General features: G+C 28.5%; 28 protein-coding genes. 20 read left to right on the forward strand and 8 right to left on the reverse strand.

All coding sequences use genetic code 11. The features are described from left to right. Positions 1-121 precede the first annotated feature (121 nt). On the forward strand, positions 122-2,071 hold the full coding sequence (locus ACUSRV_RS10120; protein ID WP_490141830.1) for a carbohydrate-binding domain-containing protein: 1,950 nt from the start codon (positions 122-124) through the stop codon (positions 2,069-2,071). A 61-nt stretch (positions 2,072-2,132) separates the two neighbouring features. Here the strand turns inward: ACUSRV_RS10120 and ACUSRV_RS10125 are convergent, their stop codons facing one another. After that, the gene (locus ACUSRV_RS10125; RefSeq protein ID WP_490141831.1) at positions 2,133-3,251 is read right to left on the reverse strand and encodes an alanine racemase; all 1,119 of its coding nucleotides are present in this window, start codon (positions 3,249-3,251) and stop codon (positions 2,133-2,135) included. Positions 3,252-3,458: 207 nt separating this feature from the next. Between ACUSRV_RS10125 and ACUSRV_RS10130 the strand changes: the two genes are divergently transcribed. From ACUSRV_RS10130 to ACUSRV_RS10160, 7 genes are all read left to right on the forward strand, one after another. After that, positions 3,459-4,013 carry a helix-turn-helix domain-containing protein gene (locus tag ACUSRV_RS10130; protein WP_490141832.1) on the forward strand — a complete coding sequence of 185 codons (555 nt, stop codon included), beginning with the start codon at positions 3,459-3,461 and terminating at the stop codon, positions 4,011-4,013. A gap of 54 nt (positions 4,014-4,067) precedes the next feature. Then, the gene (locus ACUSRV_RS10135) at positions 4,068-4,739 is read left to right on the forward strand and encodes a response regulator transcription factor (protein WP_490141833.1); all 672 of its coding nucleotides are present in this window, start codon (positions 4,068-4,070) and stop codon (positions 4,737-4,739) included. After that, positions 4,736-5,752 (forward strand): sensor histidine kinase, encoded by a 1,017-nt coding sequence (locus ACUSRV_RS10140; RefSeq protein WP_490141834.1) that lies wholly within the window; start codon positions 4,736-4,738, stop codon positions 5,750-5,752. The genes ACUSRV_RS10135 and ACUSRV_RS10140 overlap by 4 nt, the downstream gene beginning before the upstream one ends. 119 nt (positions 5,753-5,871) lie before the next feature. After that, a complete protein-coding gene (locus tag ACUSRV_RS10145; RefSeq protein WP_490141835.1) occupies positions 5,872-6,639 on the forward strand; it encodes an ABC transporter ATP-binding protein in 768 nt (255 codons plus the stop codon). Further along, positions 6,629-8,632 (forward strand): ABC transporter permease, encoded by a 2,004-nt coding sequence (locus tag ACUSRV_RS10150; RefSeq protein WP_490141836.1) that lies wholly within the window; start codon positions 6,629-6,631, stop codon positions 8,630-8,632. Before ACUSRV_RS10145 ends, ACUSRV_RS10150 begins: the two co-directional genes overlap by 11 nt. Before the next feature lie 131 nt (positions 8,633-8,763). Next, entirely contained in the window at positions 8,764-9,480 is a 717-nt protein-coding gene (locus ACUSRV_RS10155) for an EcsC family protein (RefSeq protein WP_490141837.1), read from the forward strand. A gap of 112 nt (positions 9,481-9,592) precedes the next feature. Continuing rightward, complete coding sequence (locus tag ACUSRV_RS10160; protein ID WP_490141838.1) at positions 9,593-10,453, forward strand: RelA/SpoT domain-containing protein; 861 nt, start codon at positions 9,593-9,595, stop codon at positions 10,451-10,453. Between the two features lie 53 nt (positions 10,454-10,506). Here ACUSRV_RS10160 and ACUSRV_RS10165 read toward each other — a convergent pair whose 3' ends face one another. Together ACUSRV_RS10165 and ACUSRV_RS10170 are read right to left on the reverse strand one after the other, a co-directional pair. Next, positions 10,507-10,875: an HsmA family protein gene (locus tag ACUSRV_RS10165; protein ID WP_490141839.1), complete on the reverse strand. Its 369-nt coding sequence runs from the start codon at positions 10,873-10,875 to the stop codon at positions 10,507-10,509. 105 nt (positions 10,876-10,980) lie between these two features. Next, positions 10,981-11,529, reverse strand: a complete 549-nt coding sequence (locus ACUSRV_RS10170) for a TetR/AcrR family transcriptional regulator (RefSeq protein WP_490141840.1) — start codon at positions 11,527-11,529, stop codon at positions 10,981-10,983. Positions 11,530-11,727: 198 nt separating this feature from the next. On the opposite strand from ACUSRV_RS10170, the gene ACUSRV_RS10175 reads away from it, so the two are divergent. The 4 genes from ACUSRV_RS10175 to ACUSRV_RS10190 all read left to right on the forward strand — a co-directional run bounded on the left by ACUSRV_RS10175 (position 11,728) and on the right by ACUSRV_RS10190 (position 14,365). After that, positions 11,728-12,765: a S66 family peptidase gene (locus ACUSRV_RS10175; RefSeq protein ID WP_490141841.1), complete on the forward strand. Its 1,038-nt coding sequence runs from the start codon at positions 11,728-11,730 to the stop codon at positions 12,763-12,765. Positions 12,766-12,789: 24 nt separating this feature from the next. Beyond that, positions 12,790-13,215: a CGGC domain-containing protein gene (locus ACUSRV_RS10180; protein WP_490141842.1), complete on the forward strand. Its 426-nt coding sequence runs from the start codon at positions 12,790-12,792 to the stop codon at positions 13,213-13,215. A 103-nt stretch (positions 13,216-13,318) separates the two neighbouring features. Continuing rightward, positions 13,319-13,834, forward strand: a complete 516-nt coding sequence (locus ACUSRV_RS10185; RefSeq protein ID WP_490141843.1) for an N-acetylmuramoyl-L-alanine amidase — start codon at positions 13,319-13,321, stop codon at positions 13,832-13,834. Positions 13,835-13,912: 78 nt separating this feature from the next. Next, positions 13,913-14,365, forward strand: coding sequence for a hypothetical protein (locus ACUSRV_RS10190; protein ID WP_490141844.1), 453 nt, complete (start codon positions 13,913-13,915; stop codon positions 14,363-14,365). A gap of 53 nt (positions 14,366-14,418) precedes the next feature. Here the strand turns inward: ACUSRV_RS10190 and ACUSRV_RS10195 are convergent, their stop codons facing one another. Continuing rightward, positions 14,419-15,432, reverse strand: a complete 1,014-nt coding sequence (locus tag ACUSRV_RS10195) for a threonine aldolase family protein (RefSeq protein ID WP_490141845.1) — start codon at positions 15,430-15,432, stop codon at positions 14,419-14,421. Between the two features lie 253 nt (positions 15,433-15,685). Here ACUSRV_RS10195 and hcp point away from each other — a divergent pair, with 253 nt between their 5' ends. Beyond that, positions 15,686-17,023 carry a hydroxylamine reductase gene (hcp, locus tag ACUSRV_RS10200; RefSeq protein ID WP_490141846.1) on the forward strand — a complete coding sequence of 446 codons (1,338 nt, stop codon included), beginning with the start codon at positions 15,686-15,688 and terminating at the stop codon, positions 17,021-17,023. Positions 17,024-17,097: 74 nt separating this feature from the next. On the opposite strand, the gene ACUSRV_RS10205 is transcribed toward hcp, so the two are convergent. Next, the gene (locus ACUSRV_RS10205; RefSeq protein WP_490141847.1) at positions 17,098-17,544 is read right to left on the reverse strand and encodes an Lrp/AsnC family transcriptional regulator; all 447 of its coding nucleotides are present in this window, start codon (positions 17,542-17,544) and stop codon (positions 17,098-17,100) included. A 136-nt stretch (positions 17,545-17,680) separates the two neighbouring features. Between ACUSRV_RS10205 and ACUSRV_RS10210 the strand changes: the two genes are divergently transcribed. The 5 genes from ACUSRV_RS10210 to rsiV all read left to right on the forward strand — a co-directional run bounded on the left by ACUSRV_RS10210 (position 17,681) and on the right by rsiV (position 21,936). Then, positions 17,681-18,094, forward strand: coding sequence for a carboxymuconolactone decarboxylase family protein (locus tag ACUSRV_RS10210; protein ID WP_490141848.1), 414 nt, complete (start codon positions 17,681-17,683; stop codon positions 18,092-18,094). 226 nt (positions 18,095-18,320) lie between these two features. After that, the gene (locus ACUSRV_RS10215) at positions 18,321-20,144 is read left to right on the forward strand and encodes an acyltransferase family protein (protein ID WP_490141849.1); all 1,824 of its coding nucleotides are present in this window, start codon (positions 18,321-18,323) and stop codon (positions 20,142-20,144) included. Between the two features lie 47 nt (positions 20,145-20,191). Continuing rightward, a complete protein-coding gene (locus ACUSRV_RS10220) occupies positions 20,192-20,413 on the forward strand; it encodes a hypothetical protein (protein WP_490141850.1) in 222 nt (73 codons plus the stop codon). 149 nt (positions 20,414-20,562) lie between these two features. Then, complete coding sequence (gene sigV, locus ACUSRV_RS10225) at positions 20,563-21,048, forward strand: RNA polymerase sigma factor SigV (protein WP_490141851.1); 486 nt, start codon at positions 20,563-20,565, stop codon at positions 21,046-21,048. An 18-nt stretch (positions 21,049-21,066) separates the two neighbouring features. Next, positions 21,067-21,936 (forward strand): anti-sigma-V factor RsiV, encoded by an 870-nt coding sequence (gene rsiV / locus ACUSRV_RS10230; RefSeq protein ID WP_490141852.1) that lies wholly within the window; start codon positions 21,067-21,069, stop codon positions 21,934-21,936. Between the two features lie 243 nt (positions 21,937-22,179). Here rsiV and ACUSRV_RS10235 read toward each other — a convergent pair whose 3' ends face one another. Beyond that, the gene (locus ACUSRV_RS10235) at positions 22,180-22,824 is read right to left on the reverse strand and encodes a CAP domain-containing protein (protein ID WP_490141853.1); all 645 of its coding nucleotides are present in this window, start codon (positions 22,822-22,824) and stop codon (positions 22,180-22,182) included. A gap of 361 nt (positions 22,825-23,185) precedes the next feature. On the opposite strand from ACUSRV_RS10235, the gene ACUSRV_RS10240 reads away from it, so the two are divergent. After that, on the forward strand, positions 23,186-23,512 hold the full coding sequence (locus tag ACUSRV_RS10240; protein ID WP_490141854.1) for a (2Fe-2S)-binding protein: 327 nt from the start codon (positions 23,186-23,188) through the stop codon (positions 23,510-23,512). 191 nt (positions 23,513-23,703) lie between these two features. Here ACUSRV_RS10240 and ACUSRV_RS10245 read toward each other — a convergent pair whose 3' ends face one another. Further along, complete coding sequence (locus tag ACUSRV_RS10245; protein WP_490141855.1) at positions 23,704-24,099, reverse strand: rhodanese-like domain-containing protein; 396 nt, start codon at positions 24,097-24,099, stop codon at positions 23,704-23,706. 96 nt (positions 24,100-24,195) lie between these two features. Continuing rightward, complete coding sequence (locus tag ACUSRV_RS10250; RefSeq protein ID WP_490141856.1) at positions 24,196-24,873, reverse strand: Crp/Fnr family transcriptional regulator; 678 nt, start codon at positions 24,871-24,873, stop codon at positions 24,196-24,198. A gap of 92 nt (positions 24,874-24,965) precedes the next feature. Here ACUSRV_RS10250 and ACUSRV_RS10255 point away from each other — a divergent pair, with 92 nt between their 5' ends. Further along, positions 24,966-25,292: a cupin domain-containing protein gene (locus tag ACUSRV_RS10255; RefSeq protein WP_490141857.1), complete on the forward strand. Its 327-nt coding sequence runs from the start codon at positions 24,966-24,968 to the stop codon at positions 25,290-25,292.

The following is a 25,292-nucleotide window of genomic DNA, read 5'->3' on the forward strand; positions in this document are numbered from 1 at the left end:
CAAAAAATTTTTAAACCATTTAAGTTTTATTTAAGGTTTAATCTATAAAATGAACATATGAAATAGCATAAAGATTACTGAAAAATATTTAATTAAAGGATTGAAGAAGGAGGTTTGTATTTTGAATAGAAAATCTAGATATTTAAAATTAATGTCAGCACTTGTGTGTACTGTATTATTGTCTGGTTGCAGCAATAATTCTACAACGCAAAGTGAAGAGTCTACACAGGTTGAAGTAAGTATTATTGATAATAAGTCTATAAAAAGTGTTATAGGAGAATTTGTTACATACGATAAGGATGACTATTATAGTGATTGGAAAAGTGAAAATCCAAATTACGTTAAACTTAATGGAACTACCGCTAGTTTAAATGGTTCTGGAGCAAATGTAAAAGACAGTAAAGTTACAATAACTTCAGCTGGAGTTTATGTAATTAGCGGAAAATTAGATGATGGTCAAATAATTGTAGATGTTAAAGATAAGGGAGTAGTTAGACTAGTTTTAAATGGAGCAGAAATAAAGAGTTCTAATAATGCACCTATTTATGTAAAGAATGCAGGAAAAACGATTGTTTCTCTTAAGGAAGGTACGGAGAACTCAATAATAGATGGAGAAAAATATGTTTTTGATGATGCATCAACAGATGAACCTAATGCAGCGCTTTATAGTAAGGACGACCTCACTATAAACGGAACTGGCAAACTAATCGTTAGAGGAAATTACAATAATGGGATAACAAGTAAAGGTGATTTGAAAATCACTAGTGGGGATATTCAAATTTATTCATCTGATGATGGTTTAATTGGACGTGACTTAGTATCAGTCAAAAATGGCACCATAAATATTGAAGCAGGTGGAGATGGAGTGAAAGCCACAAATGATAATGATGATACCAAAGGAATTTTAGCTATTGAAGATGGAACTTTTGATATAAAAGCTAAAGCAGATGGGATACAAGGAGAAACAGCGGTACTTATAGATAAGGGGTCTTTTAATATTACTTCTGGTGGAGGCAGCGTAAACGGAACTAAAAAAGTCGACGATATGAAAGGCCCATTTGGAAAAAAGACTAATAATGCAACTATAAATATAAATACTAGTGAAGAAGATTCACAAAGTGCAAAGGCAATCAAAGCTTCTAAAGATATAGGAATAGCTGGAGGTACGCTCAATATAGATTCTGCTGATGATTCAATACACAGTAACAATAGTGTTACAATAGCAGGTGGTAACATTAACATTACTTCTGGTGATGATGGTATTCATGCAGATTCGTCTATAGTAGTAAAGGGAGGAAAAATAAATATTATAAAAAGCTATGAAGGTATAGAAAGTGCATTAGCAACAGTTTCAGGCGGTGAGATACATGTTACTGCTAGTGATGACGGAATCAATATTGCTGGTGGAGCTGATGAATCTGATGAATCTTCTACAAATAATAAGCTTAATATAAATGGTGGATATATTACTGTTAATTCTAATGGAGATGGGTTAGATTCCAATGGATCAATTTATATGACTAAAGGAATAGTAGTTGTTAGTGGTCCAACTACTAATGGTAATGGTGCCCTAGATTATAATGGGACATTTGAAATAACTGGAGGGTTACTTGTATCCGCTGGAAGTTCTGGAATGGTCCAAGGGCCTTCAGACACATCAAATCAATACTCAATTGTAATGAATTACCCACAGACACAGTCTGGAGGAACCCTTGTCAATCTACAGGACAGTAAAGGCAATACTATAGCTACCTTTGCACCTGTTAAGGACTATCAAACTGTGGTTATTAGTTCACCAGAACTTAAAAAAGGTGGAACTTATAAACTTTACTCAGGAGGAAAATCAACAGGAGCCAAAAGTGACGGACTCTATACTAATGGAAAATATAAATACGGGACAAAAGTTCTAGACTTTACTATTTCAAACTCAGTAACTTGGCTTAATGAGTCAGGGGTAACTACTGCCCAAAGTTCTAATTTTGGACGTGGTCCTAAAGGTCACCCAGAAGGCCTAAAAAAACCAGGGGATCAAGAAATGTTAGAACCTGAGCAAATGCAGAATAGTCAATAAAATAGCTAAATAGAATTAATAAAAAAGATACCTAGCTTTTGAGACTAGGTATCTTTTTTACTTAAAATTGTATATTAGGTTTCTTAGAGTTACCTCTAACATCGACATCTATAATCTTTTCAACTATATCATCTCTAAAGCCTATTATATAATTAGTCATATTAGCACTTGAACAAGAGTGGTTAGGTATTATTTGAATTTTATCCCCAACTTTTAAATTAGTGTTATCTTCTATTTGAATTTTTGAAACTTCCTCAGATAATCCCATTACTACTAATTCATCATGACCTTTAACTTTACCGAATCCACTTATAAGAGAACTGCCATGTGCGCCTTTATCCAAACCTAGACACTTGCTTCCTATATCAACTATGAATAAATCATCACTAGGTTTAGAAATTATTGTTCCTAAAACTGTTAAAGAACAATCTTTTTCCTCACATACACCTAATGATAATTGAATATTATCATAAAATGGATAATTCCCTGGTCTTAAATAATTTATATTTGGGTCACTTACAACATCAAAGAAAGTAGGAGTACTTCCAGTTGCAACAACTTTTATATCCAATGAATTTTCCATCAAAGAATCTTTAGCTGTTTTTAGAGATTCACTTTCTACTTTAGAAACTCTAGATATTTCACTTCCACAAGTAATTCCATAAACTTGACCTGGATGAGTACTTATTCCAACTAATTTTAAATTTTCATATTTAGATAATTTTTTTCCTAATATGCCTGCTTCTTCAGGTTTAACACCTAATCTATTTAATCCACAGTTTATTAAAATGAAATACTCTATAGTCATATTTTCTTTTTTAAGTTCTTCACTAAATACTTTTGCACCCTCTTCACCATCAAAGCTTAAAATTATTCTAGCTTTTTTAGCAAGGTTTATAACTCTTTTAATATTTGCATAAGAAACAACTGGGTAAGCAAGAGTTATATTATCAAGACCAGTCTCTACAAATGCTTCAGCTTCATCTATAGTTCCAACTAAGAATCCCTTTGCTCCATACTCCTTTTGCATTTTTGCTAATACTGTACTTTTATGAGTTTTAGTCATAGGCCAAAGCTCTTTATTATTATCATCACAAAGCTTTTGAACGTGTTTTAAATTGTTTTCTAAAGCATCTAAGTCTAATAAGAAACTTGGAGTTTGTAATTCATAAATATTCATTTAAATCATCCCCTCTTAAATTGTATTTAACTATATTTAACTGTATTTAATTATATTTTAACAACGTTTTCTTAAAATGTAAAGTATGACTTAATTAAACTAAATAGTATTTAATTTAATTAAATTATTTGGTTATGATATAATAAAAAAGGTTATATAATATTAAATAAAATTTAAGTTTATATAGATATAAAAGGAGATTAAATTATGGATGATATAAATATCGGGAGAAAGATATTAGAGTATAGAAAATCAAAAAACTTAAGTATAAGAGAATTAGCAGAATTAGCTAAGGTTACACCGTCTCTACTAAGTCAGATAGAAAGGGGATTAGCTAATCCTTCTATAAATACACTTAAAATTATTGCTAAAATTTTGGATGCACCGTTATTTACTTTTTTTACAGAATCCAAAGATACGGAGGAGTTAGTTGTAAGAGAAGATAAGCGTAAAAAAATGATATTTCCGGAAAATAACAATTTATCATATGAATTATTATCGCCTAATCTACAAGGAGCATTAGAGTTTCTTTTAATGGACTTAACCCCTAATTCTCAATCATCAGAGGAGTTAATGTCTCATGAAGGAGAAGAAGCTGCATATATTATTGAAGGAAAAGTAGATCTTTATTTAGATGATGAAGTTATTACATTAAATAAAGGAGACAGTGTTAAGATACTACCTCATATGAAGCACAAGTGGAAAAATAAATATAATGAAAATGTTAAAGTTGTGTTTGCTATAACACCACCATCGTTTTAACAAACTGTTTCGTTATAATTAAAATTAATTCATATATACAAAGGAAGTGAAAAAATGCAAAAGATCCTTATTATAGAAGACGCAGAGAGGATAAGATTAGAATTAAGTGAACTATTACAAAAGTATGGATATGATGTAAAATCACCTAGTAATTTCGAGAATATAATAGATTATATAAAAGATGAAAATCCAGATTTGATACTATTAGATATAAACTTACCTGTATACGACGGGTATTACATATGTAGAGAAATAAGAAGAACTTCAGAAGTTCCTATAATAATAGTAACTAGTAGAGATAGTGAAATGGATGAATTAATGAGCATGAATCTAGGGGCAGATGATTTTATTACAAAGCCATATAATACTCAAATTTTACTTGCAAGAATAAACTCTGTATTAAAGAGAAGCTTAAAAGCTACAACATCATCAGATATTTTAATTTATAAAGAACTTAAATTAAATTTATCTAACAGCAGTATAACGTATAAAGAAAACACATTAGAACTTACAAAAAATGAACTTAAGATACTAGGTTTTTTAATAAAGAATAAAGGAATTATAGTTTCAAGAGAAGAGCTAATGGAGTATTTATGGTCTACCGATTTCTTCGTAGATGATAATAGTCTATCTGTAAACATGACAAGGCTTAGAAAAAAACTAATGGAAATAGGTATGGATAACCCAATAGAAACTAGACGTGGACAAGGATACATAATGGAATGAGTATAAAAAACTATTTAAAAGAAAAATTGCTTTTCTTAAGTATAAATATGATTTTTTTTATTCCTTTAGCTATGTTTTTAGCATATGTAGATATACATCTAGTATGGATTTTTGGTATATTTATGACTTGGTTTTTCCCAATAGGTACCTTTTTTATAATTGATTACACACAAAAAGCTAGATTTTATAATTCTATTGTAGAAAGCCTAAATTCACTTGATAAAAAATATTTATTGAGTGAAACAATAGAAGAACCTGAGTTTTTGGAAGGAAAAATAGTATACGAAACACTTAAAAGTGTAGAAAAGGATATGTACAGCCATATAAAACACTACGAAGATAAGGAAATTGAATATAGGGAGTATATTGAAGCTTGGATTCATGAAATAAAAACTCCTATAGCCTCAACTAAGCTAATAATAGATAATAACAAAAGCGAAGTTACTAAAAACATAGAAAAAGAAATTTCAAAATTAGAAGATTTCGTAGAACAAGTTTTATATTACTCAAGAAGTAACGATACAAGTAAGGATTATATAGTAAAAGAATTAAATTTAGAAATAGCTATAAGAAATGTAATAAGAAGAAATTCTAGGGACTTTATATACAAAAAAATAAAGTTAAATTTAGAAGATATAGATAATGTAGTTTATACAGATATAAAATGGATTGAATTTATAATAAATCAGATATTAAATAATGCAATTAAATATTCCAAAGAAGAAGATGCAGAGATAAAGATACATTCTAAAAGAAATGAACACAATGTTGTATTGTCTATAGAAGACAATGGAATTGGAATACCTAAAGAAGATTTAAGAAGGGTTTTTGAAAAGGGATTTACGGGAGAAAACGGAAGAAAGCACGGTAAGTCAACGGGTATGGGGCTATACATTTGTAAAAAACTTACAACTAAGTTGGGACTAGGTTTAGAATTAACTTCAGAAGAAAACACAGGAACAAAAGTAAATATAATTTTTCCACTTGGAAAGATAACATTATTGGAGTCGTAATATTACGGCTCTTTTATTGTACCTTTCAAAAATGAAAGGTTTATGAAACTTAAATCGATATGATGAAATCTTTAATTAGGGTAAAATAATTTTAGAAAATAAAGATGTGGAGGGAAATTATGAAAAATATAGTAAAAGTTGATAACATAGAAAAATATTATGGCAACAAAGGCAATGTTACTAAGGCAATAGATAAAATAAGCTTTGGAGTAAATGAAGGTGAATTTGTAGGTATAATGGGTCCTTCAGGAAGTGGAAAGACAACATTATTAAACTGTATTTCTACAATTGACAGTATAACATCTGGAAAGTTAATAATAAACAACACAGAAATTACAAAGTTAAAATCAAAGGGATTAGAAAAGTTCAGAAGGCAAGAACTAGGATTTGTATTTCAAGATTTTAACTTATTAGATACTCTTACAGCATATGAAAACATAGCACTTGCTCTTACAATACAAAACAGAAAGCCAGAAGAGATAAAAAGTCTTATAAGTACAATAGCAAATAAGTTAGAAATAAGCTCAGTATTAGATAAATTTCCATATCAAATGTCAGGTGGTCAAAAGCAAAGAGTAGCAGCAGCTAGGGCTATAGTAACAGATCCATCGTTAATACTAGCAGATGAACCAACTGGAGCACTAGATTCAAAGTCAGCAAGACTATTACTAGATTCATTTGAAAAATTAAATAAAGAAATGAATGCAACTATATTAATGGTTACACATGACGCTTTCACAGCAAGTTATGCAAATAGAATACTGTTTATTAAGGACGGTAAAATATTTACAGAATTAGAAAAAGGAGATAATTCTAGAAAGGATTTTTTCAATAGAATCATTGAGGTAGTAACTTTACTTGGAGGTGACTCAAACAATGTACTCTAGTTTATCACTTAAGAATGTAAAAAGAAGCTTTAGAGATTATGCTATATATTTTCTAACTTTAACATTTGCAGTATGTATATTTTATACCTTTAACTCAGTGGAAGCTCAAAAGGTAATGATGGGTATGAGTTCGGCAAAACATGAAATATTAGACCTAATAACTGATGTTATGGGGACGTTTTCAGTATTTGTAGCTATAATACTTGGATTTTTGGTTATATATGCAAACAACTTTTTAATAAAAAGAAGAAAAAAAGAATTGGGGATTTACATGACCCTTGGAATGAGTAAAAATAAAATATCTCAAATATTAGTAATTGAGACAATTATAATTGGAGCATTGTCTCTAGTAGTAGGACTACTTATTGGAGTATTTGCATCTCAGGGGTTATCACTAATAACAGTTAAGTTATTTAAAGTGGATTTGTCAGCATATAAATTTGTATTTTCAAGTAGTGCATTAATTAAAACAATATTATGTTTTAGTATAATATTTATATTTGTAATATTGTTTAACTCTTACTCTATATCAAGATATAAATTAATAGACTTAATATACGGATCTAAGAAAAATGAAAGCTTTAAAATAAGAAATAAAAATATATCTGTAGTGTTATTTATATTGTCTTTAATTATTTTAGCAACTGCATATTTTATGATAATTAAGAATGGAATTTTGGCTAATGAAAATATAGTTTATACATCTATGACATTAGGAGCAATTGGAACACTGTTATTCTTTATGTCATTATCAGGATTTTTATTAGAAGTAATAAAATCTCGTGATAATATATATCTTAAAAACTTAAATTTATTTGTAATAAGACAAATTGGAAGTAAGATTAATACAAACTTTGTTTCAATGACACTCATATCTTTAATGTTGTTTGTGACAATATGCGTGTTATCATCTGGTATGGGCATAAATATGGCACTTACAAAGGACTTAGAATCTCGATTTGCTTATGAGGGAGTAATGGGTGGATTTAAAGATGAAGATCCAATAGAAACTCTAAAAGACAATGGAATTGATATGGAAAAATATTTAAGTTCATATACAACTTATAAAAGATATGAAAGTGATTTGTCTTTTAAAAATATTATAACTGAAGAAAATACTGATGGACTATCAAGTGATAATCGTTCATTTATTAAACACTCAAAAAATATTAATATAATAAAACTTTCAGATTATAATAAGCTTATGAAACTGCAAAATAAAGATGAAATTCATCTTGAAGATAATGAATATGTAATATTTGCAGGTACTGAGGATATGGTGAATGCTTATAATAAGTTTTTACAAAAAAACAATAATATAAAAATATATAACAAAGAATATAAATCAAAAAATAATGAAGCTATATATGTAAATATTGACAATGGAAATTTTAGCAATAGTGGTGGAACTATAATACTTAATGATAATGAAGTTAAAAACTTAAAGGTAGATAGCACTACATTGATTATGAATTTTAATGATAAATTTAAAGATGAGGATGAAAAAAGAATTCAAGAAAAAGCCGATAAAATCTATAATAAATCAAACTATGAAACATATTATAACTTAATGACTAAAGAAAAAGGAGTTGCTAGTTTACTAGGAACATCTATAATGATATCATACCTAGGAACTTATATAGGGATAGTGTTTTTAATAACTAGTGGAGCAGTGTTGGCTCTTCAACAATTATCAGAAGCTGCTGATAATATAGAAAGATATAATTTGCTTAGAAAAATAGGTACCGAAAGAAGTATGATTAATAAAGCACTGTTTACTCAAATAGGTATATACTTCTTAATGCCCCTTGGACTTTCTATAGTTCATTCAATAGTAGGGCTTAAGGTATCAAACGATGTAATTAAAGAATTTGGAAATGCAAGTATGATAGAAAATATAATAATTGCATCTATATTTATATGTATTGTATATGGAGCATACTTCTTAGCTACTTTTATGGGAGCTAAAAATATTATAAAACATAGTAAATAATCACAAGGCTACACTTAAATTTTAGGTGTAGCTTTATTTTAGTTAGATTAGAATTTGATCAAAATGAAATACTAAGTTAAGTATATGTGATAATATAATTAATAATCAAATAATTTAGGTAGGTGTTAATAGTGGATTTTTACAATGAAAATGCTATAAGAGAACTAGATAATTGGAAGAAAATAATGAGAAAAAAACCTTCATTAGTAGAAAAAGCTTCAAAAGGAATGCAAAATACATTCAATGGAATTTTACCAGAAAAATATCATGAAATAGTGACTTCAGCTATAAAAAATATGACTAAAGGAGTTTTACTTGGTTCTAAATATGTTGCGAATCCACCATATAGAAATATATCACTAAGAGAAAGAGAAGAGATAGTTGCCCAAAAAACTAAAATATATAAAACTACAGCAATGATAGAAGGTGCAGGTACTGGCGCTGGGGGTATATTACTAGGTCTTGCAGATTTACCATTACTACTTAGTATTAAAATCAAATTTCTTTATGATATTGCTGCTGTTTACGGCTTTGATATGGAAGATTATAAAGAGAGAATTTATATACTAAGTATATTTCAACTTGCTTTTTCAAGCCAAAGAAATATAAATAAGGTATTTGCTCAAATGGAAAATTGGGAAGAGTATTCGGCTACATTGCCTACAGATATAGATGCTTTTGATTGGAGAAGCTTCCAACAAGAATATAGAGATTATATTGATTTGGCAAAGTTTTTTCAACTTGTTCCTGGAATAGGTGCATTTGTAGGAGCTTATGTTAATAACAAGTTTTTAGATAAGTTAAGTGAAACTGCTGTTTGTGCTTATAGAATGAGATTGCTAAAATAATTGTACTTCAAATTGTTAAAAAACAGCTATATTTTATAATTATAGCTGTTTTTGGTATATAATAATATTGAGTTAATTTATTAGGGCAGAAAGAGATATTGAGGAGGACAGGATGAAACTTAATAAAGAAGATTTTTTAAAAAAATATAAAATTAGTGAAGAATATTTAGCAGATAATAATATAGATTTAAAAGATTTAAATGAAATATACATAGATTATAATAATTATAAAGCGAGCTATGAAACACAAGCAGAATTAATAGCTAATATTTTAAGAGGAAACAAATATGTACATTCAGTTAAAACTAGAGCTAAAGATTCAGATCATTTAATAGAAAAGATTATTAGAAAGACTCCAGATAGAAGGGCTAAGTATGGAAAGGATTTTAAATTTACAGTTGATAACTATAGAGATGAGATTACTGATTTATTAGGTATAAGAGTAATACATATATTCAAGGAAGACTGGGAAAAAATCCATGACTTTGTAACTAGAATGTGGAATATAAATGAAATTGTAGCAAATGTTAGAGAAGGGGACAATACTAAAAAGTTTGAAGAATTAGGTATAGCGGTAAGATCAAGGATATCAGGATATAGATCAGTTCACTATATTATTGAATCTTATCCTACTAATCAAAAGATAATTGCAGAAGTTCAAGTTAGAACTATATTTGAAGAGGGGTATGGAGAAATTGACCATCAATTAAGATACTCACATGATGAAATTCCAGAAATACTTCAATTAAACTTGCTATTACTAAATAGAATTGCTGGTAGTTCAGATGAAATGGCTTCATTGATAAATATGATTAACAAGAGTTTTGAAGATATAAAAGAAGATTATCAAGAAAAATTAAATGATAAAGATAGCCAGATATTAAAATTAAAAGAAAAAATAAATAATAGTAAGGATATAAATAAAGAAGAATTATTAATAACTATAGATAATATTATAAAAACTAGTAATTGAAAAAATAAGGTATAAATATAAAAAGGCTACAGGTAATCTGTAGCCTTTTATATTTACTTTGCCATACCAAACATTGCTCCAGATATATAAGGTATTAGCCAAATAAGCCATACAATAATGCTGAACTTATGAAAATTCACCTTAGCGTTTGCATCGTTTTTTACTAAAACAACTGTAGCCCATAAAGCATGGAAAAGCATAAGAATAATTGCTAATAGGCCAGTTATACCGTGAAAGTTAAATTCAAATCCTCCACTTGCAATTTCACCCATGAGCATTGTTCCTAAAGTATCAAATACTAAGCCAGCCCAAAATATTCCTAAATGCCATTTTTTTAACTCCCCTTGTATTTTTTCGCTCCATACTCCAATAGTATAGAACACAAGTGCTAAAGTAATAGAAACTATTGCATAAATTAACATAACATAATCCTCCTAATTAAAATGCTAATGAACATTGTTCATTGCGATGTATTTTAAAATCATATCTTTATAAAGTTCAAAATCCGAACATCAATAAGATATGATTTAATTAAGTAATTCCTTCAAAATAACCTCAAAGGAAGAATATTTAAAAACAGGCATTTGAACAATTGTTATAAAGTTAAGTACAATGAATTCAGCTAACTCGTAAGAACTTAAATTACTTTTTACTTTATTATGCTTTATAAGAATGTCTTCTATAAGGAGTACTAGCTTACCTATATACAGAGACTTTCTTTCTATTCCATCTTTGACATAATCAGCTTTATCATAAAGTTCAGGTTTAAGCCATATTTCCTTAAAAGTCTTTAGAAAAATACTTAAATCATCGAATATTATTTTAAGCTTATCGTAGAATGTATTATCTGAGTTAACTATATCCTGAGTTTTATTAATGTACCCATGCCAATATTCAGTCATCATCTCAATAACTAAATCTTTTTTCGTAGGATAATAGTTATATATTGTGCCAAGAGCGATATTACAAGCCTTTGAAACATTTCTCATTGTTAACTTCATATATCCTTCGTTATATAAGATTTCTTTAGCTTTGCTTAATATAAGCTGTTGTGGGTTCTCAATTATCCTTGCCAACTATAACGCCTCCTAGAATTTTTCCAAATGAACTATGTTCATATTATAATATATAATAGTTTTTGTCAATATAATTTAGAAATAATAGGAGGAAAGAAATATTGACAGTTTAAAAATAATATAATAAATTTAAAGCAATAATAGTGTACAGTTGACTTAGATGTATATCACAATAAAATATAAAAAGGGGGATTTATTGTGAACTTAATAAAACCACAAAAATTAAAAAAAGGGGATAAAGTTGCAACTGTGAGTTTATCATGGGGTGGTGCAGGAGATAGCGATATATTATGGCGTTATCATCAAGGAAAAAAACGACTTGAAGAAGAATTTGGATTAGAAGTAGTTGAGATGCAAAATACGTTAAAGGGATCTGAATATATATACAATAATCCACAAAAAAGAGCTGAAGACTTAATGATAGCTTTTAAAGATGAATCAATTAAGGGGATCTTTTCATGTATAGGAGGATATGAAAGTGCTAGAATACTACCGTACATTGATTTGGATGCAATTAAAAATAACCCAAAGGTTTTTATAGGATATTCAGATACTACTGTTACTCATATGATATGTCTAAAGGCTGGAATTTCTAGTTTTTATGGCCCTTCTATACTAGCAGAATTTGCTGAAAACATTGAGATGTTTGATTACACAAAGTATTGGACCCACAAAGTATTGTTTAATGATTCAATAATTGGAGATATTGATTCATCAGATATATGGACAAGTGAGTTTTTACCTTGGGATGAAAAAAATAAATATATAAGAAGAAAAACAAATACAAATATAGGATATGAACTATTACAAGGAAAGGGAATAGCAAGAGGTAAACTAATTGGTGGATGCATGGAAGTACTTGAAATGTTAAAGGGGACAGAAGTTTGGCCAGATGAAGAAATGTGGAATGAATCAATAATATTCTTTGAAACTTCAGAAGATAAGCCAGATCCTAAGTACTTTGAGTACTGGCTTAGAAATTATGGTTCTCAAGGTATTTTAAATAAAGCTAATGGAATTGTTTTTGGAAAGCCTTATGATAATATGTACTATGAAGAATATAAAAGTGCTATATTAAAAGTAGTAAGGGATGAACTAAAACTAAATGATTTACCTATTCTTTATAATATGAATTTTGGTCATACAGCTCCTATGATAACTATACCTTATGGAGCAATTGCTGAAATTGATTGTAATAAGATTAGTTTTGGAATTATAGAATCTGGAGTAATTTAAAATTAACTATATGGGGGTAATGTGATGGAAACTAAATATGTTGTAATGATTCAATGTGATATTGCTAAGAGAAGATGTAGTGGAGCTGCATGTACAAACTCATTTTACAATAGAGAAGGTGAGTTTGAAGGATACGAAGATAATATAAGATATATAGCATTTACATGTGGAGGATGTTGTGGCAAAGGGGTTACATCACACTTATCGCATCTTAATAAAATGTTGTTAGCAAAGAACAATATTAAAAAAGGGGAAGTTGTAATACATTTATCCTCATGTATGACAACTGATAATTATCACTACGATAGATGTCCACATATAGATTATATAAAAGACATAATAAGAAAAAGAGGATTTGAAAATGTAGTTGAAGGTACATATATAAGTGCTAGAGCAGAAGCAAAAAGGGAAGAAGGTAAATATATACAACATAAACAATCTAATTTGTAAAATATATAAATGAAGGTGCTAATTGTTAACGGTTAGCACCTTTATTACGTAAAGATGCATACAATTAACTATAAATATAGAAATTATTTTTAGGAGAGATGTTATGAAAATATGTATAAATGCAGGCCATACTTTAGCTGGTCCAGGTAGTGGAGCAATAGGCATTAAAAATGAAAGTATAGAAAATAGAAAGGTAGCAAGTGAGGTTATTAGGCTTTTAAAAGATAGGTGTTATGAAGTAGTTGATGCAACTGTAAATTGTGCAAATACAAAGGAGGAATACCTCCAAAAAAGCGTTGAAATAGGGAATGAATGCAATTGTGACTTATATGTAAGTATTCACTTTAATGCACTAGATAAAAAGACTTGTGGAACTGAAGTACTTGTTTACAGCTTTGATTCTGAAGCTGTAAATATAGCCAATAACATATGTGAAAATATAAGTAAATTAGGATTTAGAAATAGGGGAATTAAGGAAAGACCTGGGTTATATATTTTAAGAAATACAAAGATGCCATCATTAATCGTTGAGTGTTGTTTTATAGATAATTGTTATGATATGAGCATTTACAATGTATATACTATGGCAGATGCTATAGTTAAAGGAATAACTATTTAAAAAAATATTAACAACATAAACAATCTAACTTATAAATAAACTATAATATATTATTATGGATAGGGAGAAAAATATATTATGAGAAATTTAAATAAGTATATTGTATTATTTGTTTTATCGTCATTAATAATTACTATGTTTATAGGTTGTACTAAAAAGGACTCACAAGGCACTTTCGATATAGAACACTTTACAAATGAAATGAAAGCAAAGGGTTATAACTTTGAAATTCAAGATGTAGAAAACCCAGAAGATTTTCTTTCTACTACAAGAAAGAGAATGGTAATTGGGAAAGAAGCACTGGATATTTATTTATACAATAGTAACAAAGAAATGGAAGATGATGCAAAAAACATAAATATGGATGGGTTTGGGTATAGTGATGGGAATAAATCAATAATTATTGATTGGATTTCATATCCCCATTTCTATAAAAAAGGAAATATTATTGTTTTATATGTTGGAGAAAACGAAAAAATTATATCTGATTTAAACGATATAATGGGAGAGCAGTTTGTAGGAGACAAATAAATATAGCCTAACTATATTTGATAATATAGTTAGGCTATATTTTTTATTTAAGTTTATAACTCGCTTATAAATTCAAGTACAGCTTCTTTCTTAGTAGCCCATGAAGTAACTAATCTAACAGCAGAGTGGTTATCATCAACTTTTTCCCAAAAATAAAATTTAAACTTTTCTTGTAACTTTTCAATTTGTTTATTTTCTAAAATAGGAAATATTTGGTTAGTTGGAGAATCAACTAAAAACTTACAATTAGCTTTTTTTAAACCTTCTCTTAAAATATCTGCCATTTCATTAGCATGATTTGCTAACTCAAAGAACAGATTGTCCGTAAATAATTCTTCAAATTGTATTCCTAAAAGTCTTCCTTTAGCAAGTATAGATCCCTTTTGTTTCATATTGTATCTAAAGCAATCTTTAAGATTTTCATTTATTATTACTAGTGCCTCTCCAATAAGGGCTCCATTTTTAGTTCCGCCAATATAAAATGCATCTGTATAGTTACACATATCTTCTAATGTTACATTTGAATCTTTAGCACAAAGGGCAGAACCTAATCTTGCACCATCTGCAAATAATATAAGATTATTAATCTTACAGAATTCACTTAAGTTTTTAAGCTCATTCTTTGTATATACTGTACCTAATTCTGTTGAGTTAGAAATATATACAAGTTTTGGCTTTACAGTATTTTCATCAACATAAGTATTTAATACTTCTTGAACTTTTTCAATTGTTATCTTTCCATCATTTGAATCTACTGTAAGAACTTTATGACCAGTATTTTCAATTGCACCAGCTTCGTTAACTTCAATATGTCCTGTATTTGCAGATATACAAGCTTCATAAGGTCTTAAGAAACCACTGATAGCTATTAAGTTTGTTTGAGTTCCTCCAGATATAAAGTGAATATCAACATTTTCATTTCCTATTGCTTTTTTTATTTTAGATATTGCATTTTGAGTGTGAGTGTCACTTCCATAACCTTCTTCTTGAATCATATTAGATTCTATTAAAGCATTTAAAATCCTTGGATGTGCACCTTCACTATAATCATTTTTAAAACTATACATTATGTAATCCCCCTTCAAAATTTAATCTATATAGAATTATTTAATAAGAATTTATAGAATATATAAGTAAAAAACTATTACATTTAATAATTATATAATAAATTTGGATATAAGTGGAAAGTAAATAAAAATTATAGGCAATTTCTTAAAAATATTTATTTGTAACTTATGTTACGGAAAAATATGGTAAATTGGTATATACTAAGCATACGATATGTAAAATTAAAAAAGGGAAATAGGGAGGAAATTATTAATGTCAGAATTAAAAGTAGTAAATCCAATGTTCTGTTATCAATGTGAACAAACGCCAGCTCAAGGATGTACAAAAGTTGGGGTATGTGGAAAGAACCCAGATATAGCAAGTTTACAAGATATAATGATATTTGGTCTTAAAGGGGTTGCAGCTTACGCTACTCACGCTAAAGAGTTAGGATACGTTGACGAAGAAGTAAACGCAATAACTCAAGAAGCTTTATATACAACACTTACAAACTCAAACTTCAATTTAGAAGAACATATAAATATGACTTTAAAAGTTGGTACTGCAGCAGTTAAAATAATGGATACATTAGATAGAGCACATACATCATATTTAGGAACACCATCACCTGTTACAATATCTCAAGATAAAGTAGAAGGTCACTGTATATTAGTTACAGGACACAACTTATATGCCCTAAAAGCATTATTAGAGCAGACAGAAGGTAAGGGAATAAACGTATATACTCACTCAGAAATGATACCAGCACATGGTTATCCAGAGTTAAATAAATTTAAGCACTTAAAAGGTAACGTTGGTAAAGCTTGGTTTGATCAAAGAAAATTATTTGAAGAATTCCCAGGTGCAATCCTTGGAACAACAAACTGTTTAATGCCAATAACAAAAGGAAGCTATTCAGATAGAATGTGGACTTATGGAACAGCAGGGCTACAAGGAGTTCAAAAGATCGTAAACAATGATTTCAGTGCTTTAATAGAAAAGACGTTATCATTACCAGTAGCAAACATGCAATCAGAAAAAACACTTACTACTGGATTCCATCACTCTACAGTGCTTGATGCAGCTCCAGAAATAATAGAAGCTGTAAAAGCTGGTAAAATAAAGAGATTCTTCGTTATAGCTGGATGTGATGCTCCAACTAAAGGAAGAGATTACTATAGAGAATTAGCAGATTCATTACCAAAAGAAGCTGTAATACTAACAACTTCATGTGGTAAGTTCAGATTTAATGATATAGATTTTGGAAATGTTCCAGGAACAGATATACCAAGATATATAGATTTAGGCCAATGTAACAACTCAGGATCAGCAGCTAAAATAGCTATAGCTTTAGCAGAAGCTTTTGAATGTGGCGTAAATGATTTACCATTAACAATAGTATTATCATGGTTTGAACAAAAAGCTGTTGCAGTATTATTAGGATTATTCAGCTTAGGTGTTAAAAACATATACATCGGACCTTCAGCTCCAAAGTTCGTATCACCAGGGGTATTAGGAGTATTACAAGATGTATTTAACTTACAATTAATAAGTGGAGATGCTAAAGCAGATCTTCCAAAAATGTTAGGTGAAGTTGAAGCTAACGCATAATTGATAAAATTATTTTCATAAAAAAACACAACCAAAATCATATAGATGTTGGTTGTGTTTTTTATTATGTAAATTTATAATAATAATTTGCTAATATCATCATTAATTTCTACAGAAGAGAATGCTACAATAGTTGAAGTTAGAGCATATGAAGATATTTCGTTTATAAATTCTTCTACTTCATTTAGGTCTGAAATTGATAACTTTACTAAAAAACATCCATCTCCAGCGATTCTGTAACACCATTCACTTTTTGGAAAGTCCTTTATAAATGTCTTAAATCTTTCGTATTCTCCATTTTTCATTGTAACTTTTATTATGCAATCAATAGGAAATCCTAATTTTTTCTTGTTTATTTTTATTGTATATCTTTCAATAATTCCGATGTCTTCAAGTCTTCTTACTCTTTCTGTAACAGAAGGAGGGGAAAGGTTAATGCGCTTTGATAATTCCCTTATAGATAATCGGCTATCGTTTTGCAATTGTGATAAAATCATCACATCAATTTCGTCAAGTTTCATATGCAACCCACTCCTTACTTATTTTATATCATTTGCTATATTTATTATATTATTATATATCAAATGAAATGCAATTTAAACAAAATATATAATACAATATTAATAAATAAAATTAATATAAATATAGGAGGATAATATGCCTAGAATAGAATTTTCAAAAGAGGGAAACACGCCATTTGAGCAATTGTTAGGTTATAACACTAATGTACTTGAGAATTGGAGCAACTTAGAGGAGGTGTTATTTAAATCTAATACTTTTAGTGATGAGCTAAAAGAACAAGTAAGACGCACTCTTGCATTAAATAATGGATGTCAGTATTGCATGGCAAAAGGTAAACCATCAGAAGATATAGCTGATGTAAAAATATTAGCAGTTGTTAAATTTGCAGATATGTTTTCGAAGAATAATATAGATGATAGAGAATTTGATAAACTAAAATCAGTATTTAAAGATAACGAAATATCTGAGCTTTGTGCATTTATATGTTTTATAAGTGCATCCCAAAAATTTGGAGCATTACTTGACTTACAACCAAGTTGTTCATTATAGAGTACTTATTTAAGCTAGGATTTCCTAGCTTTTTTAAATTACAAAAAAACTGACACCTATAAGGTCTTTGACTCATAGCTATGTTAACTTTAAATGTAGTTAATAAAAGGAGCTTTTTATGTCGAAAAATATATTAAAATGTTTAAAACTTTTTACCTTTCTCTAACGTCTATAAATAGAGTTAATATAAAAATTAGTCTAAAATAAAGAGTTAGGTGGTCTTTCTATGTTGAATAATACTCAAAATAATACGCAGAATCATAGTTATATATATGGATTAGATGGGCTTCGAGCCTTAGCAATATTTTTTGTAGTTGCTTATCATTTTAGCTTTAATTGGGCTAGAGGAGGCTTCTTAGGTGTTGACATATTTTTTGTTTTATCTGGTTATTTAGTAACATCTAAGATTTTACCGCTTGAAAAAAATAAGCTTGACTTAAATTTAAAAAGATTTTGGTGTGGGCGCATTCGCAGATTACTACCAAGTGTTTTTGCAATGATTATAACAACAGTTGTATGGGTAATATTATTTAAAAGAGAAATATTAACTACGGTTTTGGGAGATGCGGTATTTTCTATTTTTTACACAACTAACTGGTGGTTTATTTTTCATAAGCTTTCTTATTTTGATAGTTTTGGTACTCCTTCACCTTTGAGGCATCTTTGGTTCCTGGCAGTACAAGAACAATTTCATTTTATATGGCCTATTGTTCTAATAACAGGGCTAAAGTTTTTTAAAAAACGTAATAAATTTTCCGTTATAGTTTTTGTGGGAGCATTATGCTCAGCAATATTAATGGGTATAATGTATAGCCCCGATATTGATCCAAGTCGTGTATATTATGGGACTGATACTCGTGCATTTGAACTGCTAATAGGGAGTTGTCTTGCTCTTGTTTTGCCTATGAACAAACTTTCATCCAAACAAATTTCTATTAAAAAGAAAGTGTTAAATATTGCAAGTATAATAACTTTAGCTGTTTTTATTCTTAGTGCAGTTTTTATGGATGAATACTCAGCTTTCCTATATAGAGGTGGGATGTTACTATTTAGTTTTAATACAGCTATACTTATAGTATGTGTTTGCTCTCCAAGAGGTTTTTTAAGTAATTTATTTTCATGGAAGCCTCTACGTTGGATTGGCACAAGATCCTATGCAATTTACCTTTGGCATTATCCTATTATGGTTTTGAGTACCCCTATTCAGGAAATAGGAAATCCGGTTTATTGGAAAGTTATATTACGATTAATTGTTATATGTATCATTGCAGAACTTTCATACCGTTTTATAGAAACACCTATACGAAAACTTGGAGTACGAAGATTTTATAGAAAATATTTATGGGTTAATATTTTTAATTGGGGTCAATTAACTGTGGCGAAGAAATTTTTAGCTATAATATCAACTTCAGTGGTCTTAGTGTTTACTATTGGGATGACTAGTTCGGTAAAAAATGAACAAAATGTAGAAAAAACAAAATCTTATGCAACTGAGGTAAAAACAAGCAGTACAGATGAAGCTGTTACAGATAAAGATTCTGAGAAGGCTTCTCTTGAAAATAATTCGGTAAGTTCTGATAAATCATATAAACAAGTATTGGCTATTGGAGATTCTATAATGATAGATATTACACCAAGTCTTAAGAAAGCATATACGAATATCACAATTGACGGAAAAATTGGCAGACAAATGAAGGAAGCGATAAAATTAGTACCTACATATTCATCATTTAATAGTACTGATAATGCAGTCATTATTGAATTAGGATCAAATGGATATTTTACTGAAAAACAAATTGAGGATTTACTTAACTATTTTTCAAAAGCAGATGTATATTTAGTAAATACCCGTGTACCACGATCATGGGAAAGTAAAGTTAATAAAGCCTTAAAGAGAGAGTCTGATGAAAGAGAAAATGTAGTATTGATTGACTGGTATTCTACAGCAGTTAAGCATCCTGAATATTTCGAAAGCGATGGAGTACACTTAAAATCTTCAGGGTCTGAAGCCTTAACAAACCTTATTAGTAAAACATTGAATTCAAAATAATGTATATAATATTAATTTATTTATACTTTTATGTGAAGTATATTGTTTTGCGCGGTGAAGAAATAAAAAACTTAAAAACTATAGAAAATATAAAAGAATATATTTATTGTCACATAAATGGATTAGAACAAGGAATAATAAAAACATATGATGAAGACAACAACAAATCTTTTGAAGAGTTTGGATTATATATAGAAAGCATGAAATTACCATTACAAAGCATACTTCAATGTATAAACATAGAAAATAATATACATAAATTTAAATAAAGGTATTGTCATAATTATGACAATACCTTTATTTAAATTTAATGTTTTTTATAAAATAAAAATACATTAAAACTTTTTCAAGTTCGCATACGTTTATATAATAGATGACATAAATAAGGTAAGTATCTGAAAGGAGTTTAGTATAAATCATGTTAAAAGGTAAGGGCTATAAATTACTAGAAAAGTACTTAATTGAAAACAAGGAAGCTCACTATAGATTAGCATATAGCTATGTAAAAAATAAGGAAGATGCATTAGATATGGTGCAAGAAAGTATATATAAAGCTTTTCGATATATAGATAGTCTTGAGGATTTAAATTATATTAAGAATTGGTTTTACAAAATATTAATAAATACTTCCTTAGATTTTTTGAGAAAAAATAATCGAGTAAGCTTTGTTGAAGACAATATCTTAGAGGCTAACTCTGAAGCAAATGAAGACAGATATGAAGATTTGGATTTAAAAGATGCTTTAGATGGTCTTCCAGATAATGTTAAAACTATTATTATATTAAGATATTTCGAAGATTTAAAACTAGAAGATATAGCTTATATTCTTGGAATAAGTTTAGGTACAGTAAAAACTCGACTGTACACTGGATTAAAAAAACTTCGTATAGAAATGGAAAACTAATAATAAAGGAGATTGGTCATGATAAAATTAGAAGAATTAAAACATGATTATCATAATATAGAAATACCAGAAGAACTAGGTTTTGTAGTGAGAAAAGCAATTAAGAATAGTAAGAAGGAAAAGAATAAAATTAAAACTATTAGAGGGGCATCATGGGTTTCAGTAGCATTATTAGCTGTAGTTATAAGTGTTAACACTAGTCCTACAGTTGCAAATGCTATGTCAGAAGTTCCTATAGTAGGAAATTTAATAAAAATAGTCACATTTAGAGAATATAAATTTAATGAAAAAACTTATAATGCTAATATAAAATCTCCATCAATAGAAGGAATGAAAAATAAAGATACACAAAATAGTTTAAATGAAAAATATATAGAAGAAAACAAGAAGTTATATGAAGAATTCAATAAAGAAGTAAAAGATTTAGAAACAGCAGGTGGAGGCCATTTAGGCGTAGATAGTGGATATGTGGTAAAAACTGATAATGAGAGAATCCTTTCAATAGGACGTTATGTAGTTAATACTGTTGGATCCTCGTCTACCACATTTGAGTACGACACAATAGACAAAAATAATGAAATATTAATTACACTTCCTAGCTTGTTTAAGGATGATAGCTATATAGATATAATAAGTGAAAATATTAAAGAGCAGATGATAAAACAAATGAAAGATGACCCAAATAAATATTATTGGGTTAAAGAAAAAGATATAGATCCTTTTGAGAAAATAGATAAGAATCAAAATTTTTATATAAATGACAATAATAAAATAGTTATATCATTTAATAAATATATGGTTGCACCTGGATATATGGGTGTCGTTGAATTTGAAATTACTACAGATGTTATTTCTAATATTTTGGTTAGCGATGAATATATAAAATAGTATATGGTTTTAAATAAAGGTATTGTCATAATATATGACAATACCTTTTGTATTATATATCCAATTCTATTTTAGCTGTTAAAATTGCATATATGTTTTATAGCGGCATCGCAAAAATTTGGAGCGTCACTTGTTTTACAACCAAGTTGTTCATTATAGAGTACTTATTTAAGCTAGGATTTCCTAGCTTTTTTAAATTACAAAAAAACTGACACCAATAAGATGTCAGTCAAAATATTTATATTATCTTCCTATAAACATTTGTGTCCAGTATAATCTTCCGTTCTTATCTTTAGCTATACCTATACCTATTTCTGTAAAGCTAGAATTTAATATATTTTTTCTATGACCATCTGAATTCATCCAAGCAGTCATAACTTCTTGAGGAGTTCTTTGACCCATAGCTATGTTTTCTCCAGCACTTTTATAAGTTATACCAAATTTCTTCATCATGTCAAATGGTGAACCGTAAGTTGGTGAATTATGAGCAAAGTAACCTTTATCTATCATATCTTGTGATTTTATAGTAGCAACTTTAGATAATTCAGTATTAAACTTAAGAGCACTTAGTCCTCTTGAAGTTCTTTCTTTATTTACTATATTTAAAACTTCTTGTTGATATGCACTAAATTCACCAGTCGTAGGAGCTGCAGTTGTACTGTTTGTAGTAGGTGCTGGAGCTGGTTGTGAAGTAGTAGTTGTTGTAGTTGGTTGTTTTACTGTAGTTGTAGTTGGCGCTGTATAATATTTGCTGAAATACTGTTGTAAATAAGTGTTATATGAATTAGTTGTTGTATTAGTTAAAGCATCTGCGCTATTTGACATAGGAAGTGCTAATAATACACCCAACACTGAATATGCGAATATTTTTTTAGTTGTTTTTATCATAGTAGTATCCTCCTTATGATTTAAACTTAGTTGATTAACTTAATATCTATAATTTAATTTAAGAATTTTTTGTTTAATTAAGTTTTGTAACTGTTTTGTAACTTTTACTGTAGACATAGTATAGCATATGGTTTTATATTTTCAAACCCACAAATTCTTCCAGTGGATAGTTTCTATATAACTATATACAAAATACCTAAGGGGTAAAAATTAAGATAAACTCAAAAGTATGAAAATTAGAATTAAGATATCTAGGATTTCCCTAGTTTTTTACTGTTAAGATGCTAGATAATAATATAAAATTATATAATTTAGTAGGAAAAGCATATTAGCAATACTAAAATGAAAGGATGTATTTAAAATGGTAGGAAATAGAGTGATTTGTACTGAAAATAACGTTGATTATACTACTATAAGAAAAGCAATGACTGAAGGCGAAAGAACAGTAGAGGAATTAGTAGATATGACAGGTGTTTGTACTGAATGTGAAGGATGTAAAAGCGAACTTGAAAAAATCCTTTCATCTGTATGTGGTTGTATGAATGTTTCACTTAAAGAAGTAGTTGATGCTGTAAAAAGTGGAGCTGATACAGTAGAAAAGGTTGGAGAAATCATAAAGGCAGGAACAGGAGAAGGTTGTGGAAGATGTAAAGGCCTTATTCAAAATGTAATTAACTTAGGCAGATAGAATAAAATTTAATATCAAATAAAAAGCTTACAGGGTAAATCGCCACTGTAAGCTTTTTTGCGTTGAAAAGATTAAGGTAATCTTAAGGTTAGTACAAATTAGATTTAAGATAGATGAAATATAATCTACGTAAATAAGTTAAGGGATATATTATACATATACCCCTTAACTGCAATTAAAATTTGTTAGTTTTATTTCTTTAGCTGATGTTTCCATGACATAAGACCGCTATTAAGATGATAAATTTGAGTGAAATTATTATTTACTAGAACTTTTACAGCCGAAGGGCTTCTTCCCCCTGAAGCACAGTGCACAAGAATAGGAGTATCCTTATACTTACCTAATTCACTAACTCTAGAAGATATAGACTCTACAGGTATGTTCTTAGCTTTAGGTATATGCCCTGAATCAAATTCACCTTTTGTTCTTACGTCAAGGATAACCATGTTTTTATTTTCATTTATTAACTTATAAGCCTCATCAGCTTTTATATTTTTTAAATTTTTATTATTAAACATAAAGAATTTCTTTCTAAGCATTGTGAAAACAATAAAAGCAACTAATAACCACCATATTATATTTTGCAAAGATATCACCTCTTAATATAAATCATTATATTTTAATATTAAGATATAATGATAACATATAATATATTAATAGTAAACCCCTAATGTATATGGTGATTAAGAGTTTTCTATTAGTTTAATATCCTTTATAGTTATTGAGTGTGCATCATACTCTATCAATTCATCAGTTCTCATTTTATTTAATTCTCTTAAAAGAGAAGGTCGTTGTACTCCAATTCTCTCTGCTAATTCTTTCTTTGAAATTCCTAAAACAATACGTAAGCTATTCTGAATATAGTACTCATAGGTTAAAAAATCAATTATGCATTGTCTTATAGTTTTCATAGTTAAAGATTTAATCTTATCTGTAAGTAATAAGGTTTTGTCAGATATAGATTGAATAAACATAATTAGAAAATCTTTGTTTCTTTGACAAAGTTCAAGGATTAATTCTTTTTTTACATGAAGAATTATACTTGAAGACTTTGCAGCTATAGTCATAGGATAAATATTGTTATTAGCAAAAATCAAATTGCCTCCTATAGTATCCATTGCTCCAAATGAAGATATAGTTAGTATTTTTCCATTTGAATCAATTTTTTGCACAGTTATATTTCCTTTTAAAATAACATCTAAAGTAGAGCATCTTTGATTTTGTAAATAAATAATATTACTTTTCTTATATTCTTTTATTTCATAGTATCGCTTATCAAACAATTGAAGTAATTCATTTGAAGAGAAACTATGAAATAAATCTATATGTCTTATTATGTCGATAAAATTTTTTATATCCATAAATATTCTCCCACAAAAAGTAACCTTGGTTACTTTTAATATATTTATAAAAATTATAATATAAAGATAAAAATTATGGAAGGAGAATTTTTATGTTAGAAAAAATTTATGAATTTAAAAGAGTAAATGAAAAGGTGATTGAAAAGCTTATTGATGATGACAATTTAGCATTAAACCACATGGTTTTTACTAAGGGAACAGGTCTTCCACAGCATTATTCAAATTCAAATGTTTATATGGTTGTAGTTAGAGGGGTATTAACGCTTAAATTAAATGATCAAGAACCTCAAAAGTATTCACAAGGTAATATTATTGATATTCCTTATAATGTGCAAATGAATGTAAACAATTTTGATGATGAAGTATTAGAGTTATTTGTTATCAAGGCTCCTAATCCTAAGAATTATGGAGAGAAATAA

The sequence above is a fragment of the Sporacetigenium sp. TC11 genome, assembly GCF_058146105.1.